At 66.4% G+C, this 14,723-nt stretch carries 14 protein-coding genes; 11 read left to right on the plus strand and 3 right to left on the minus strand.

What is annotated here, in order from left to right:
- Positions 1-9 precede the first annotated feature (9 nt).
- From ACZ2G3_RS09340 to ACZ2G3_RS09350, 3 genes are read left to right on the plus strand one after another with little or no spacing between them, the layout of a single operon-like run.
- A complete protein-coding gene (locus tag ACZ2G3_RS09340) occupies positions 10-420 on the plus strand; it encodes a thioredoxin family protein (protein ID WP_470395529.1) in 411 nt (136 codons plus the stop codon).
- Positions 417-1,052, plus strand: a complete 636-nt coding sequence (locus ACZ2G3_RS09345) for a sigma-70 family RNA polymerase sigma factor (protein ID WP_470395531.1) — start codon at positions 417-419, stop codon at positions 1,050-1,052. Before ACZ2G3_RS09340 ends, ACZ2G3_RS09345 begins: the two co-directional genes overlap by 4 nt.
- Positions 1,049-1,690 (plus strand): NrsF family protein, encoded by a 642-nt coding sequence (locus tag ACZ2G3_RS09350; RefSeq protein WP_470395533.1) that lies wholly within the window; start codon positions 1,049-1,051, stop codon positions 1,688-1,690. The genes ACZ2G3_RS09345 and ACZ2G3_RS09350 overlap by 4 nt, the downstream gene beginning before the upstream one ends.
- 122 nt (positions 1,691-1,812) lie before the next feature.
- Here the strand turns inward: ACZ2G3_RS09350 and guaB are convergent, their stop codons facing one another.
- The gene (gene guaB, locus ACZ2G3_RS09355) at positions 1,813-3,261 is read right to left on the minus strand and encodes an IMP dehydrogenase (protein ID WP_419268148.1); all 1,449 of its coding nucleotides are present in this window, start codon (positions 3,259-3,261) and stop codon (positions 1,813-1,815) included.
- Positions 3,262-3,495: 234 nt separating this feature from the next.
- Between guaB and ACZ2G3_RS09360 the strand changes: the two genes are divergently transcribed.
- The 5 genes from ACZ2G3_RS09360 (at position 3,496) to ACZ2G3_RS09380 (ending at position 8,720) form a co-directional block, all read left to right on the plus strand.
- Positions 3,496-4,698, plus strand: coding sequence for an OmpP1/FadL family transporter (locus tag ACZ2G3_RS09360; protein ID WP_470395535.1), 1,203 nt, complete (start codon positions 3,496-3,498; stop codon positions 4,696-4,698).
- Between the two features lie 208 nt (positions 4,699-4,906).
- The gene (locus tag ACZ2G3_RS09365; RefSeq protein ID WP_470395537.1) at positions 4,907-5,770 is read left to right on the plus strand and encodes an ATPase; all 864 of its coding nucleotides are present in this window, start codon (positions 4,907-4,909) and stop codon (positions 5,768-5,770) included.
- Between the two features lie 3 nt (positions 5,771-5,773).
- The gene (locus ACZ2G3_RS09370; protein ID WP_419268145.1) at positions 5,774-6,706 is read left to right on the plus strand and encodes a homoserine O-succinyltransferase; all 933 of its coding nucleotides are present in this window, start codon (positions 5,774-5,776) and stop codon (positions 6,704-6,706) included.
- Complete coding sequence (ppk2, locus tag ACZ2G3_RS09375) at positions 6,703-7,584, plus strand: polyphosphate kinase 2 (protein WP_470395539.1); 882 nt, start codon at positions 6,703-6,705, stop codon at positions 7,582-7,584. The genes ACZ2G3_RS09370 and ppk2 overlap by 4 nt, the downstream gene beginning before the upstream one ends.
- Before the next feature lie 98 nt (positions 7,585-7,682).
- Complete coding sequence (locus tag ACZ2G3_RS09380; RefSeq protein WP_470395541.1) at positions 7,683-8,720, plus strand: ABC transporter substrate-binding protein; 1,038 nt, start codon at positions 7,683-7,685, stop codon at positions 8,718-8,720.
- Between the two features lie 64 nt (positions 8,721-8,784).
- Here ACZ2G3_RS09380 and ACZ2G3_RS09385 read toward each other — a convergent pair whose 3' ends face one another.
- Together ACZ2G3_RS09385 and hppD are read right to left on the minus strand one after the other, a co-directional pair.
- Positions 8,785-9,138, minus strand: a complete 354-nt coding sequence (locus tag ACZ2G3_RS09385; RefSeq protein ID WP_470395543.1) for a Rieske (2Fe-2S) protein — start codon at positions 9,136-9,138, stop codon at positions 8,785-8,787.
- A 40-nt stretch (positions 9,139-9,178) separates the two neighbouring features.
- Positions 9,179-10,291 (minus strand): 4-hydroxyphenylpyruvate dioxygenase, encoded by a 1,113-nt coding sequence (gene hppD, locus ACZ2G3_RS09390; RefSeq protein ID WP_470395545.1) that lies wholly within the window; start codon positions 10,289-10,291, stop codon positions 9,179-9,181.
- A gap of 129 nt (positions 10,292-10,420) precedes the next feature.
- Between hppD and ACZ2G3_RS09395 the strand changes: the two genes are divergently transcribed.
- From ACZ2G3_RS09395 to metH, 3 genes are all read left to right on the plus strand, one after another.
- Positions 10,421-10,876: an Lrp/AsnC family transcriptional regulator gene (locus tag ACZ2G3_RS09395; protein WP_470395547.1), complete on the plus strand. Its 456-nt coding sequence runs from the start codon at positions 10,421-10,423 to the stop codon at positions 10,874-10,876.
- Positions 10,877-10,969: 93 nt separating this feature from the next.
- Positions 10,970-12,013, plus strand: a complete 1,044-nt coding sequence (locus tag ACZ2G3_RS09400) for a homocysteine S-methyltransferase family protein (RefSeq protein WP_470395548.1) — start codon at positions 10,970-10,972, stop codon at positions 12,011-12,013.
- A complete protein-coding gene (gene metH / locus ACZ2G3_RS09405; protein WP_470395550.1) occupies positions 12,006-14,723 on the plus strand; it encodes a methionine synthase in 2,718 nt (905 codons plus the stop codon). The genes ACZ2G3_RS09400 and metH overlap by 8 nt, the downstream gene beginning before the upstream one ends.

Below are 14,723 nucleotides of genomic sequence, written 5' to 3' on the forward strand. Positions count from 1 at the left end.
GAGGACATCATGAACCGTCGAACCCTGCTGGTCTCTGCCGCCGCCCTTGCCATTGCCCCCGCTGCCTGGAGCAACGAACGGACCCTTTACGTGCCCGGCATGGCCGAGGAGCTGATGGAGAGGGGCGAGGTCGTGCTGCTGGATTTCTGGGCCAGCTGGTGCAGCACCTGCGCGGCGCAGGACCGGGTGATCAGCGCCCTGCGGGCCGAGAATCCCGCCTATGACAAGGCGATCCGCTTCATCACCGTGGATTGGGACGAGCATGGCCGGGGCGAGTTGTCGCGCGCCTTGGCGATCCCGCGCCGGTCGACCCTGGTGGTGCTGGACGGACGCCGGGAGATCGGCCGCATTGTCGCGGGCACCGGCCGGGCCGAGATCAAGGACCTGCTAGACCAGGGGCTTGCGGCCGCGATGTCATGACACAGGCGCTGGGCCTGACACGCGCGGGGCATTGCCCGGGGCCCATGGGCGGCGTTACCCTGCGCATCGCCGCACGACGACAGGAGGCTGCCCTGAACGCCGATGTCAGCTGGGAGGTGTTGCTGGCGCGCGCCAACGACGGCGACGCGGCGGCCTTTCTGTGCTTCCTGACCGAGGTGGTTCCCATGCTGCGCCGCCTGATCCGGGCCCGCGCCGGCGGTCTGCCCACCGATCTTCACGAGGATATCCTGCAGGAGGTCCTGCTGGCCGTCCATCTCAAGCGGCAGAGCTGGCATCCGGGGACGCCGGTGCGGCCTTGGCTTTACGCAGTGGCGCGCCACAAGATCGTCGATGCCTGCCGTAAGCGCGGCCGCGCGATCGAGCTGCCGATCGAGGATGTGGCGGATCTTCTGGTCGCCACGCCCGAGCCCCTGCCCTTGGCGGCCTTGGACGCCCAGCGGATGCTGGGCATGATCGACCCGCGTTCGGCCGCCCTGGTCCGCGCGGTCAAGCTGGAGGGGCAGAGCCCCGAAGAGGCCGCAGCCGGCCTTGGCGTCAGCGCGGGCGCGGTCCGGATCGCGCTGCACCGCGCCCTGAAACGGCTTGCCACCCTGGCAGAGAGGATGAAATGACGACCCGACCCACCACCGACGCGCTGATCGCGCAACTTGCCGCCTGCCCGCCCCCGGCCCGGCTCTCGGCGCCCGGCGCCGCGGCCCGGCTCTTCGGCACGGTCGCCCTAGTCGTCGGTCTTTTCCTGTGGCTGGCGGGGCCGCGTGCCGACCTGGGCGATGCGCTTGGACGGCCCGAAGTTCTCCTGAAGCTGGTGCTACCCTTGGGGCTTGCCCTTCCGGCGCTGCTCCTGGCGCTGCGCTCGGCGCGTCCCGGCGCCAGGGTGCCGCTCTGGCCGCTGGCAATACCGGCCTTGGCGGCTTTCGGGCTGTTCGTCTCGCATCTGGTCCAGACCCCTGCGGGACTGGTGGGAGCAGAGATCATGGGCAGCAGCGCCCTGGCCTGCCTTCTGTCGATCGGCCTGCTGGCGGCGCCTGCGACGATCCTGGGACTGTTGCTGTTCCGGCGTGGCGCGACCCTGCGGCCCGGACTGACGGGCGGGCTTGTGGGCCTCGCAGCCTCGGGAGGGGCGGCTGCCGGGTATGCGCTCTACTGCACCGAGGATTCGCCGCTGTTCTTCACCACCTGGTACGGCATGGCGATCCTGACCGTCGCTGCGGCCGGCGCCCTGCTGGGGCGCCGGATGCTGCGCTGGTAGGGGAAAGTCTGCCGGGCCGCCTTGGCTGACCCTTCCTGGTGCAGACCTACCAGGGGTAGAAGCGACATAGTCCGCAGGATGTGCAATGGCCGCTCGAACCCCTGAGCGGCCAAAGCCTTCGGTCACCCCAGCCGGTAGTTCGGGCTTTCGCGCGTGATCTGCACGTCGTGGACGTGGCTTTCCTTCAGCCCGGCCCCGGTGATGCGCACGAACTGGCAGTTCCGGCGCATCTCGGCCACGGTGGCGCAACCCGTATAGCCCATGGCCGCCCGCAGACCGCCGACCAGCTGGTGGATCACCGTGCCCGCCGGCCCCTTGTAAGGCACTTGGCCCTCGATTCCCTCGGGGACCAGCTTGTCGGTGGCCGCGTCCTTCTGGAAATACCGGTCGGCCGACCCCCGGGCCATGGCGCCCAGGCTGCCCATCCCGCGATAGGATTTGAAGCTGCGGCCCTGATACAGGATCATGTCGCCGGGGCTTTCATCCGTTCCGGCGATGGCGCTGCCCACCATGGCGCAGCTGGCGCCCGCAGCAATCGCCTTGGCGAAATCGCCACTGAACTTGATGCCGCCATCCGCGATGATGGGAATGTCGCCCGCGGCCGAGGCCGCGTCCATGATCGCAGTCAGCTGCGGCACGCCCACGCCAGCCACGATCCGCGTGGTGCAGATCGAGCCCGGCCCGATGCCGACCTTGACCGCATCCGCGCCCGCATCGATCAGCGCGCGCGTGGCCTCGGCGGTGGCCACGTTCCCGGCGACGACCTGCACGCTGCCGCCCAGCGCCTTGACCCGCTCAACCGCCTTGGCGACGCCGGCCGAATGACCATGCGCCGTGTCGATCACCACCATGTCGACGCCCGCCTCGATCAGCGCCTGGCTGCGCTCGAAGCCCTCGTCGCCGACGGTGGAGGCCGCGGCGACCCGCAGGCGGCCCAGCTCGTCCTTGCAGGCCAGCGGGTTCAGGACGGACTTTTCGGTATCCTTCAGCGTCAGAAGGCCGGTCAGCTTGCCCTGGGCATCGGTCACCAGCAGCTTCTCGATCCGGCGGGACTTCATCAGGCTGATCGCCTCCTCCCGGTCGGCGGGCTCCTGCAGGATCGCCAGATTGTCCGAGGACATCATGGCACGCACCGGGGTCCGGTCATCGCGGGCAAAGCGCATGTCGCGGTTCGTCACGATGCCCACGACGCGGCCTGTCTGGTCCACGACGGGAAAGCCCGTGACGTTGTAGCGCTCCTGCAGCGCCTTGGCATCGGCCAGGGTCTGGTCGGGCGTCAGCGTGATCGGGCTGTAGACGATCCCGCTCTCGAACCGCTTGACGCGGCGAACCTCGGCGGCCTGCTGGTCGGCCGTCAGGTTGCGATGGATCACGCCCATCCCGCCCGCCTGTGCCAGGGCGATCGCCATCCGGCTTTCGGTGACGGTGTCCATGGCCGAGGACAGCAGCGGGATGTTCATCCTGATGGCACGGGTGACATAAGTGGTCACATCCGCGGTCGACGGCATCACCGTCGAGGCGGCCGGAACAAGAAGCACATCATCAAAAGTGAGAGCCTCACGAATCTGCATGGGGGTATCCTTGCGGCAACTTCGTTTGGCAGTTTCCCCTTTCACGCATGGCACGCTTTGTCCAGCCCGAGACTGCGCGTTGCAGGCCCGAGACTGCGCGTTGCAGGAAGGACACGGACAGAATGACGCAGCGCCACCGGACGCCACGTCAGGTTGCGCCGCTCATTGATTGGTAACCACTGTCGGCTAAGCTGGATCCGGGCCGGAATGCGCGCCCCGAGGGAGGACATAATAATGAAGAAAACATTGACGGGTGCCGCGGCGTTGATGATGGGGGCCACCCCCCTTTTCGCCGGCGGCATCGAACGCGCGCCCCAGTCGCTGGCTGCGCTTTTCGAAGAAGGCAATTACGTCGAACTGAGCTTTGGTGGCGTTGACCCGACCGTCGAGGGCACGGACGCCCTAGGGTTCCGGACCGGCGACGTGGCGCAGGGTTACGGCTTTGCCGGCCTGGCCTACAAGCACCAGTTCACTGCAAATTTCTCGGCTGCGCTGATCATCGAACAGCCCTTTGGCGCCGACATCCGCTATCCCAGCCAGCCCGGGCTGCTGCCGGAACCGGCGGCCGAAGGCTCGGTGCTGCTGGGCGGCACCTTCGCCCGCGTCGAATCGACGACCTTCACCGCCCTCGGGCGCTACAAGTTCCAGAACAACTTCTCTGTCCATGGCGGGATCAGGGGATCTCGCGCTGAAGCCGCGGTTGGCCTGAACGGCTGCGCTTATACTGATCCTCGGCTGCCTGTTCCCTGCACGGGTGGCGTGAGCGGTTATGACGTCGATCTGGACAGCAGCACCGGCGTGGGCTGGGTCGCCGGCGTGGCCTGGGAACGTCCCGACATCGCGGCGCGCGTCTCTCTGACCTACAATTCGAAGGTCGATCACGACTTCGACACGGTCGAGCGCGGCCCGCTGGTCGATCCCGACGGGCCGGGCCCCGTGCCGGCCCTGCCGCTGCTGGAAGGCACCTCGACCACCACAGTGTCCACCCCCGAAAGCTGGAACCTGGAATTCCAGACGGGCGTCGCCGCCGACACGCTGGTCTTCGGCTCGATCCGGTGGGTGGAGTGGAGCGCGTTCCGCGTGGACCCGCGGCAGTTCACGACCGTCACGGGCGGCGGACTTGTCGATCTGGAAGATACCACCACCTACACGCTCGGCGCGGGCCGCCGGTTCAGCGACGCCTGGTCGGCCTCGGCCTCGTTCACCTTCGAAAAGCAGGGCGACGATCTGGTCTCTCCGCTGGCACCCACGAACGGCCGCAAGGGCATCACCCTGGCTGCGATCTATTCGCAGGGGCCGATGAAGATCACCACGGGCCTCAACTACACCAAGCTGGGTGATGCCAGCCCCGAAACGGGCACCCCCGACACCGCACGCGCCCGGATGGAAGACGGCGATGCCTTGGGCGTCGGTGTCCGCGTCGGCTACAGCTTCTGACGCACGACCAGACGCTCGGCAAGGAACGGTCCCGCAGCCTCTGCGGGACCGTTTTGCATTTGCCCCTTGGCCTGGAGGACGGCCAGGCAGCGACCACGCCTCCGGCGATCTCCGCCGCCGCATGAAACACCTGCACCCGCCCTGCGGGGCTTTCCAACGCCCGCCGGCAGGATTACCTAGGGGCGCGGCGCAGAAGAGGGACGGCCAGATGATCTATCGCAGCGCGGAGGAATGGCGGGCGGCGCCCTCGAGGCGGGTCGTGCTGTTCGGCATGTCGGGCCTGGGCAAGACCTACCTGGCGACCATGCTGCGCGAGACGGGGGCGTGGTTCCACTACAGCGTCGATTACCGCATCGGCACGCGCTACATGGGCGAATACATCGCCGACAACTTCAAGCGCGAGGCGATGAAGGTCCCCTTCCTGCGCGACCTGCTGATGTCGGACAGCGTCTACATCGCCAGCAACATCACCTTCGACAACCTGGCGCCCCTGTCGACCTATTTAGGCAAGCCAGGCAGCCGCAGCCGGGGCGGCCTGGCCTTTGACGATTACTGCCAGCGCCAGAACCAGCACCGCCGGGCTGAGATCGCGTCGCTGCTGGACACGCGTCATTTCATGGACCGGGCACAGGACATCTATGGCCTGCCGCATTTCGTCTGCGACAGCGGCGGGTCGATCTGCGAGGTGGTGGACCCCGAGGACCCCCAGGACCCGGTGCTGGCGGCGCTGGAGCGCGACCTGCTGCTGGTCTGGATCAAGGGCAGCGACGCCCATACCGCGGAACTGGTGCGCCGCTTTGATCGCGCGCCAAAGCCGATGTACTATCAGCCGCAATTCCTGGAACAGGCCTGGGTCGCCTACCGGGTCGAAAAGGGGCTGGAGGCGTCGCAGGTCAATCCCGACGACTTCATCCGCTGGACCTATGCCCGCGCCCTGGCCCACCGGCAGCCCCGCTACGAGGCGATGGCCCGCCGCGGCGTCACCGTCACCGCCGAGGAGGTGTCGCAGATCCGCGGCCCCGACGACTTCACCGACCTGATCGCCCGCGCCATTGCGCGCAAGGACAGCTGACCCATGCCGATCACCCTGAACGAGAACCTGCCCGCCTATCGCATCCTCTCGGACGAGGGGGTGATGGTCATGTCGCCCGGCCGCGCCGCGATGCAGGACATCCGGCCGCTGCGGATCGGGCTGTTGAACCTGATGCCCAAGAAGATCCAGACCGAGAACCAGTTCGCCCGGCTGATCGGCGCCACGCCCTTGCAGATCGACTTTCAGCTGATCCGCATGTCGGACCACGAAAGCCGCAATACCGCCGCCGACCACATGGAGAGCTTTTACCGCCCCTTCCGCGATGTGGAGGCGACAGGCGAAAAGTTCGACGGTCTGGTGATCACCGGTGCCCCGGTCGAGCATCTGCCCTTCGACCAGGTGACCTATTGGGACGAACTGACCCGCGTCTTTGCCTGGACGCAGACCCATGTCCATTCGACCTTTGGCGTCTGCTGGGGCGGCATGGCGATGGCCTGGCATTTCCACGGCCTGCCCAAGCACATCCTGCCGGGCAAGGCCTTCGGCTGCTTCCGCCACCAGAACCTGGCCCCCGCCTCGCCCTATCTGCGCGGCTTCTCGGACGAGGTGCTGGTGCCCGTCAGCCGCTGGACCGAGGTGCGCCAGGAAGATGTGGACGCGCGACCCGCCCTGAACACGCTGCTGGCCAGTTCGGAGGTGGGGCCCTGCCTGCTGTCCGATCCGGGGCATCGCGCGCTCTATGTGTTCAACCACTTCGAATATGACAGCACGACGCTGAAGGACGAATACGACCGCGACCGCGCGGTCGGAAAGCCGATCGCGGTGCCCGCGAACTACTATCCGGACGATGATCCGGCCCGCATGCCGTCCAACCGGTGGCGCAGCCATGCCCATCTGCTCTACGGCAACTGGATCAACGAGATCTACCAGACGACGTGGTACGACATGTCGCGCATCGGAGAGGGGCCTGCATGACCACCGACGTTCAGCTGCCGCTGGTCGGCCAGATCAGCCGCTTTCTGGAGGAAGGCGCCCCCGAGGACCTGCGCCGCGCCTTGGAGGGCGGCAGCAAGCGCGAGATCCTGGACCAGTCCTTTCCCTACGACTGCATGATGGACAAGGACGAGTACGAAGCGACCATGCAGCAGCTGCAGCTGCAGTTGGTGCGCATGATGCATGACGTGATCGAGACCGGGAAACGCGTCGTGGTGGTCTTTGAAGGGCGCGACGCTGCCGGCAAGGGTGGGGCCATCGACCGGGTGCGCACGAACCTGAACCCGCGTTCGGCCTATGTCGTGGCCCTGCCCAAGCCCGGCGAGCGCGAGGCCGGCCAGTGGTATTTCCAGCGCTACGTCGACTGGCTGCCCGCCGCCGGAGAAATCGCGCTGTTCGACCGCAGCTGGTACAACCGGGGGGTCGTCGAGCGCGTCTTCGGGTTCTCGACCGAGGCGCAGCGCCACGCCTTCTTCCGCCAGCTGCCGGGTTTCGAGCAGCTGCTGGTCGATGACGGCGTGATCCTGGTCAAGCTGTGGCTGAATGTCGGCCGCGCCGAGCAGCTGCGCCGTTTCCTGGAACGGGAAAAGGACCCGCTGAAGCAATGGAAGCTGAGCCCGATCGACGTCGACGGACTGGCCAAGTGGGACGAGTACAGCGTGGCCATCCGCGAGACGCTGAGCCTGTCGCATTCGCCCATCGCCCCCTGGACGCTGATCCGGGCGGACGACAAGCGCCGGGCGCGGATCGCGGTGATCCAGACGGTGCTGCGGGCGGTGGACTTCGCCGGCCGCGATGACGCGGCCATCGGCATTCCCGACCCACTGGTCGCCGGTGGGCCGGAACTGCTGCGCGGCTGACGCGGACGCTCGGCTCACGGCTGCGCGATGCTCTTGCGCGGGCGGCAAGCGGCGGCTAGCCTCATCTTCGGTTCTGACCAGAGGAGAGGCCCGAAAACATGCGCTTGCTGACGACCACCATCCTGGCCGCCACCGCTCTGCCCGCCTTTGCGGCCGATCCGGAGCTGACCGTGTTCGATTGGGCGGGGTTCGAGGAACCCTCAATCTTCCAGGGCTATCTGGACAAGCACGGCGACTCGCCCACCTTTTCCTTCTATGGCGATGACGACGAAGCCTTCCAGAAGATCGCCTCGGGCTTTCGGGCCGACGTGGCCCACCCCTGCAGCCAGATGGTCAGCAAGTACCGCGATGCCGGCCTGATCGAGCCCTGGGACACGGCACGCATCCCGAATTTCGAGAAGATCGACGAGCGGTTCCTGGACTCCCAGGTGTTCCGCGACGACCAGGGCGTCTGGTTCATCCCGACCGACTGGGGCGCCACCGCCATCGCCTATAACACCGAAACCGTGCCGACCGAGGATGTGGCCTCGCTGCAGGTCTTCACCGATCCCAAGTACCAGGGCCGCACCTCGCTGCCCGACAGTTCGGACGATGTCTGGGCGCTGGCCTATCTGGCCACCGGCGTGACCGACTGGGCTGATGTGACGGACGAGCAGTTCCAGGCGGCCGCCGACTGGCTGCGCCAGGCGCACCAGAACGTCGCCGCCTATTGGTCCGACCCGTCGGAACAGGCGCAGCTGATGGCCTCGGGCGCGGTGGACATCGCCTGGTCCTGGAACGACGGCGTCGTCTATCTGCAGGCCGACGACTATCCAGTGGGCTTCCAGCGCGAGGCAAAGGAAGGATCGTCGACCTTCTTCTGCGGCTTCATCAACCTGAAGGACGGGCCGGGCAGCGAAGACAAGGCCTATGATTTCATCAACGCCTGGCTGGAGCCCAGCGCGGGCAAGGCATTGCTGGACACGATCGGCTATGGCCATACCTCGACCGAGGCCATGGCGACCATCGCGGACGAGCCTGCCGTCGCAGAGGGCCTGGCCGAGGTCGACGTGCCGGTCCTGGCCCAGACCCCGAACGACCCGGAACAGCGTCAGCGTCAGTTGGCCGAGTTCGAAAAGATCAAGGCGGGTTTCTGAACCCCGAATACCGGGGGCTCTGCGCCCCCGGACCCCCTTTGGGGTATTTCGACAACGCAAAATGTCAGGGGGCGATCACGATGTGGTCGCCCTTCTGCATGACAGGGACCGGATCAAGGCCGCAATCGGCACCAGCGATGGCCGCGCCGGTCGCCTTGTCAAAGCTGGCGCCATGCGCGGTGCACAACAGTTTCGTGCCGTCCGCCGACAGCAGCGTCGTGCCGCGGTAGTCCAGCGGCAGGTATTGATGCGGGCAGGCGTTCACGAACGCGCGGATGGTGCCGCCGTCGCGCAGGACAAGGATCGGAAAGCTTCCCCGATCTGTCGTGACGGTCAGCGGATGCACCGCGGTAATGTCGGCCGCCGCGCAGATGCGGGTGCCGGGCGCAGGGGCGCTGCTGTAATCGGTCCAGGTCATGATGGTGGCGCGGTGGCGTAGGGACCGCCGCGCCGCTTCCTTACTGGGCCGGGGTGGCGGTCAGGACGCCGCGCCGGATCTGGTCCTCCTCGATGGATTCGAAAAGGGCGCGGAAATTGCCCTCGCCGAAGCCGTCGTCGCCCTTGCGCTGGATGAACTCGAAGAAGATCGGGCCGATCACCGTCTTCGAGAAGATCTGCAGCAGGATGCGCGTTTCTCCGCCGCCCACCACGCCTTCGCCGTCGATCAGGATGCCGCGCGCCTTCATGCGCTCGACGGGCTCCTCATGGCCTTTCACGCGGCGGTGCGACATCTCGTAATAGGTGTCGGGCGGCCCCGGCATGAACTCCATTCCGGCATCGGCGATCTTGTCGGTGCCCGCGTAGATGTCGTTCGAGGCGATCGCGATGTGCTGGATGCCCTCGCCATTGTATTCGCGCAGGTATTCCTCGATCTGGCTGTGATCGTCAGTGCTTTCGTTGATGGGGATGCGGATCTTGCCGTCGGGCGAGGTGAGCGCCCGGCTGACCAGGCCCGTCTGCTTGCCCTTGATGTCGAAATACCTGATCTCGCGAAAGTTGAACGTATCGTGGTAGAACTTGTACCACGTGTCCATGTTGCCGCGGATGACATTGTGCGTCAGGTGATCCAGGTAGAAGAATCCGAACCCTTCCGGGCGCGGATCGGCCTCACCCAGCCAGTCGTAATCGGCGTCATAGGCGCTGCCCGCGTCGCCGTAACGGTCGATGAAGTAGAGAAGCGATCCGCCGATCCCCAGGACCGCCGGCGCCTCGATCGATTTGCCGGTGCCGATATATTCGGTCGCCCCCAGGTCCACGGCGCGCTTCAGCGCCGCCTGCGCATCGACCACGCGCCAGGCCATGGCGGGCGCGCAGGGACCATGTTCGGCCACGAAGGCGGCTGCATGGCTGTCCGGTTCGGCGTTCAGCAGATAGTTGACGTCGCCTTGGCGATAGAGGGTGATGTCGCGGGTCTTGTGCCGCGCGACAGGCAAGAACCCCATCTGGCGAAATATCCGGTCCAGGACCTGCGGGTCGGGATGGGCGAATTCGACGAACTCGAACCCGTCCGTACCTGCGGGATTGGCGGCGCTGATAGTTGCCTTGGGGGCGTCGTGCGGAAACGGTCCCATGAGATCTCCTCCTGTTCAGTTGAAGCATTTTACCGCCAGCGCGACGCATAAGCGTTGCAATCTGCGCGCTCACAGCCGAAAATTTGCACAGGCCGCGCATGGCTGACATCAATCACGCATGAGGGACGCATGGATCGGTCTGATTCTGCCATTCTTGCTGCATTGCAGCGCGACGGGGCGCTGACCAACGCCGCCTTGGCGGAAACGGTCGGGCTGTCCGCGTCCCAGATCTCTCGCCGGCGGGCGGCGCTGGAGGAGGCCGGCCTGATCGAAGGCTATGCCGCACGGCTGTCGGCGGCAAAGCTGGGCTTTGGCTTTCGGGCGATCATCCGCGTCAACCTGCGCGGCCACGGCCAAGGGCGAGAGGAGGAATTCGCCCGCTTCGTGGCCAGCCAGCCGATGATCCGCGCGGCCTTTTCGGTGTCAGGGGATGCAGACTACATCCTGGACATCCGGGCGCGCGATCTGGACGGGTTTGCCGATTTCATCCACCGCCACCTGCTGCCGCACCCGCAGGTGGCCCAGGTCCGGTCCGAGATCGTGCTGAAGACGCTGAAGGACGAACGGGACGTGCCCCTGCCGTGACTTGCACGGCTTTCATGATCTTGTCGAAAACTATGAATTTGCTGGCAGGGGTCGCGCGGTCTATATGACAGGCTTCCGATGAGAGGCGCGACCATGACCGGCAGACTTCCCCCCTCCCCCGCCTTCGCGGCGCTGAAGCATGCGGCTGCGGAACGCATCCTGATCCTGGACGGAGCCATGGGGACGCAGATCCAAACCCTGGGCCTGGGCGAAGACGACTATACCGGTCACGGCTCTGGCCATGTCTGCCGCCATCATTCGGACCATCCGCAGACCGGCAACAACGACCTGCTGATCCTGACCCAGCCCGAAGCGGTCGAGGAGATCCATTATCGTTACGCCATCGCCGGCGCCGACATCGTCGAGACGAACACCTTTTCCGCAACCACCATCGCCCAGGCCGATTACGGGATGCAGCAGGCGGTCCATGACCTGAACGTCGAAGGGGCGCGCGTCGTGCGGCGGGCCTTGGACCGCGCCACCGCCCAAGACGGCAGGCCGCGCTTTGTCGCGGGCGCGATCGGGCCCACGAACCGCACCGCCTCGATGAGCCCGGACGTGAACGACCCCGGATACCGCGCGGTGACCTTCGACGATCTGCGCAAGGCCTATCTGCAGCAGGCGAACGGGCTGATCGCCGGCGGCGCCGACATCCTGCTGATCGAGACCATCTTCGACACGCTGAACGCCAAGGCCGCGATTTTTGCCTGCATCGAGGCGATGGAGGCACATGGCCAGCGGCTGCCGATGATGATCTCGGGCACGATCACGGACGCCTCGGGCCGGACGCTGTCGGGACAGACACCCACGGCCTTCTGGCATTCGGTGCGCCATGCGACCCCCTGGACCATCGGGCTGAACTGCGCCCTTGGCGCGGCGGCCATGCGCCCGCACCTGGCCGAACTGTCGGCCGTGGCCGAGACGCTGATCTGCGCCTATCCCAATGCGGGCCTTCCCAACGCCTTCGGCCAGTATGACGAAGGCCCCGACGACACCGCCGTGCAGGTGGCCGAATTTGCCCGCGAGGGGCTGGTCAACGTCGTCGGCGGCTGCTGCGGCACCACGCCCGACCATATCCGCGCCATCGCCGAGGCCGTCCAAGGTTTCGCCCCCAGAAAGGTGCCCGCCTATGCCTGATCGTCTGTTGCGCCTGTCCGGGCTGGAACCGTTCGTCCTGACCCCCGACATCCCCTTCGTGAACGTGGGCGAGCGCACGAACGTCACCGGCAGCGCTCGTTTCCGCAAGCTGATCAAGGAGCGCGATTATGCCACCGCCCTGGAGGTCGCCCGCGACCAGGTGGAAAACGGGGCGCAGATCATCGACATCAACATGGACGAGGGCCTGATCGACAGTCGCGCCGCCATGGTCGAGTACCTGAACCTGCTGGCGGCCGAACCTGACATCGCCCGCGTCCCTGTGATGATCGACAGTTCCAAATGGGAGGTGATCGAGGCCGGGCTGCAATGCGTGCAGGGCAAGCCGGTGGTGAACTCGATCTCGATGAAGGAGGGCGAGGAGCAGTTCCGTCAGCAGGCGCGCCTGTGCCTGGCCTATGGCGCGGCGGTCGTGGTCATGGCCTTTGACGAGCAGGGCCAGGCCGACACGGCCGCCCGCAAGATCCAGATCTGCCAGCGCGCCTATCGCATCCTGGTGGACGAGGTGGGCTTCCCGCCCGAGGACATCATTTTTGATCCGAACATCTTCGCCGTGGCGACGGGGATCGAGGAGCACAACAACTACGGCGTCGATTTCATCGAAGCCACGCGCTGGATCCGCCAGAACCTGCCGCACGCGCATGTGTCCGGCGGCGTGTCGAACCTGTCCTTCAGTTTCCGCGGCAACGAACCCGTGCGCGAGGCGATGCATGCCGTGTTCCTTTATCACGCCATCCAGGCGGGAATGGACATGGGCATCGTCAATGCAGGCCAGCTGGCCGTCTATGACCAGATCGACCCGGACCTGCGCGAGGCCTGCGAGGACGTCGTCCTGAACCGCCGCGCGGACGCCACCGAACGCCTGCTGGAGATCGCCGAGCGGTTCCGGGGCGACGGCCAGGGCGCCAAGCGCGAAAAGGACCTGTCCTGGCGCGAATGGTCGATCGAGAAGCGGCTGGAACATGCGCTGGTCAACGGGATCACCGAATTCATTGAGGCCGATACCGAGGAGGCGCGTCAGGCCGCAGAACGCCCGCTGCATGTCATCGAGGGTCCGCTGATGGCGGGCATGAATGTCGTGGGCGACCTGTTTGGCGCGGGCAAGATGTTCCTGCCGCAGGTGGTGAAGTCGGCCCGCGTGATGAAGCAGGCCGTGGCCGTCCTTCTGCCCTACATGGAGGAGGAAAAGCGCCTGACCGGCGGGACCGAGCGCGAGACGGCCGGCAAGATCCTGATGGCCACGGTCAAGGGCGACGTCCATGACATCGGCAAGAACATCGTGGGCGTCGTTCTGGCCTGCAACAACTTCGAGGTCATCGACCTGGGCGTCATGGTGCCCGCGCAGAAGATCCTGCAGGTGGCGCGGGACGAAAAGGTCGACATTATCGGGCTGTCGGGCCTGATCACCCCGTCCCTGGACGAGATGGCGCATGTGGCCGCCGAGATGGAACGCGAGGGCTTTGACATCCCGCTGCTGATCGGCGGGGCCACGACCTCCAAGATCCACACGGCGGTCAAGATCGCACCGCGCTATACGAAGGGCGCCGCCGTCTATGTCACCGATGCCAGCCGGGCGGTGGGGGTCGCGTCCTCGCTGCTGTCGGCGACGCAGGCTGCGGGTTATGTCGAAGGCGTCCGGGCGGATTATGCCGAGGTCGCGGAACGTCACGAACGCTCGGAAGCCGCGAAAAGCCGCCTGCCCCTTGCCAGCGCCCGCGCCAATGCCCTGAAGATCGACTGGTCGGGCTTCGCCCCCACCGCACCCGGCTTTACCGGCACCCGCGTGATCGAGGACTGGGACCTGGCCCAGATCGCGCGCTATATCGACTGGACCCCGTTCTTCCAGACATGGGAGCTGAAGGGCGTCTATCCCCGCATCCTGGAGGATGAAAAGCAGGGCGAGGCCGCGCGCCAGCTGTTCGCCGAGGCGCAGGAGATGCTGGCCCGCATCATCGACGGCAAGTGGTTCAAGCCGCGCGCCGTCGTCGGCTTCTGGCCCGCCAATGCCGCGGGCGACGACATCCGGCTGTTTGCGGATGCCGGGCGCACCAGGACGCTGGCCACGCTGCACACGCTGCGCCAGCAGGTGACCAAGCGGAACGGCCGTCCCAATGTGGCACTGTCCGATTTCGTGGCGCCTGCGGGCATCCCTGACCATGTCGGAGGCTTCGTCGTCACCGCCGGACCCGAGGAGGCCGAGATCTCGGCCCGCTACGAGCGGGCCAATGACGATTACGGCGCGATCATGGTCAAGGCCTTGGCCGACCGCTTTGCCGAAGCCATGGCCGAGATGCTGCACGAGCGTGTCCGCCGCGAGTTCTGGGCCTATGCCCCCGACGAGGCCTTCGCGCCCGAGGAGCTGGTGGCCGAACCCTATGCCGGCATCCGCCCCGCGCCGGGCTATCCGGCCCAGCCCGATCACACGGAAAAGCTGACGCTGTTCAAGCTGCTGGATGCGGAAGCTGCAACCGGTGTGACGCTGACGGAAAGCATGGCGATGTGGCCGGGATCTTCGGTGTCCGGCCTCTATATCGGCCATCCCGACAGCTATTACTTTGGCGTCGCCAAGATCGAGGAGGACCAGGCCCGCGACTATGCAACGCGCAAGAACTGGTCACTGGACGAGGCCGAACGCTGGCTTGCGCCGGTGCTGAACTATACCCGCCGCCAGGTCGCCGAAGACGCCGCATGA

Source organism: Paracoccus sp. KKT209 (assembly GCF_055635455.1).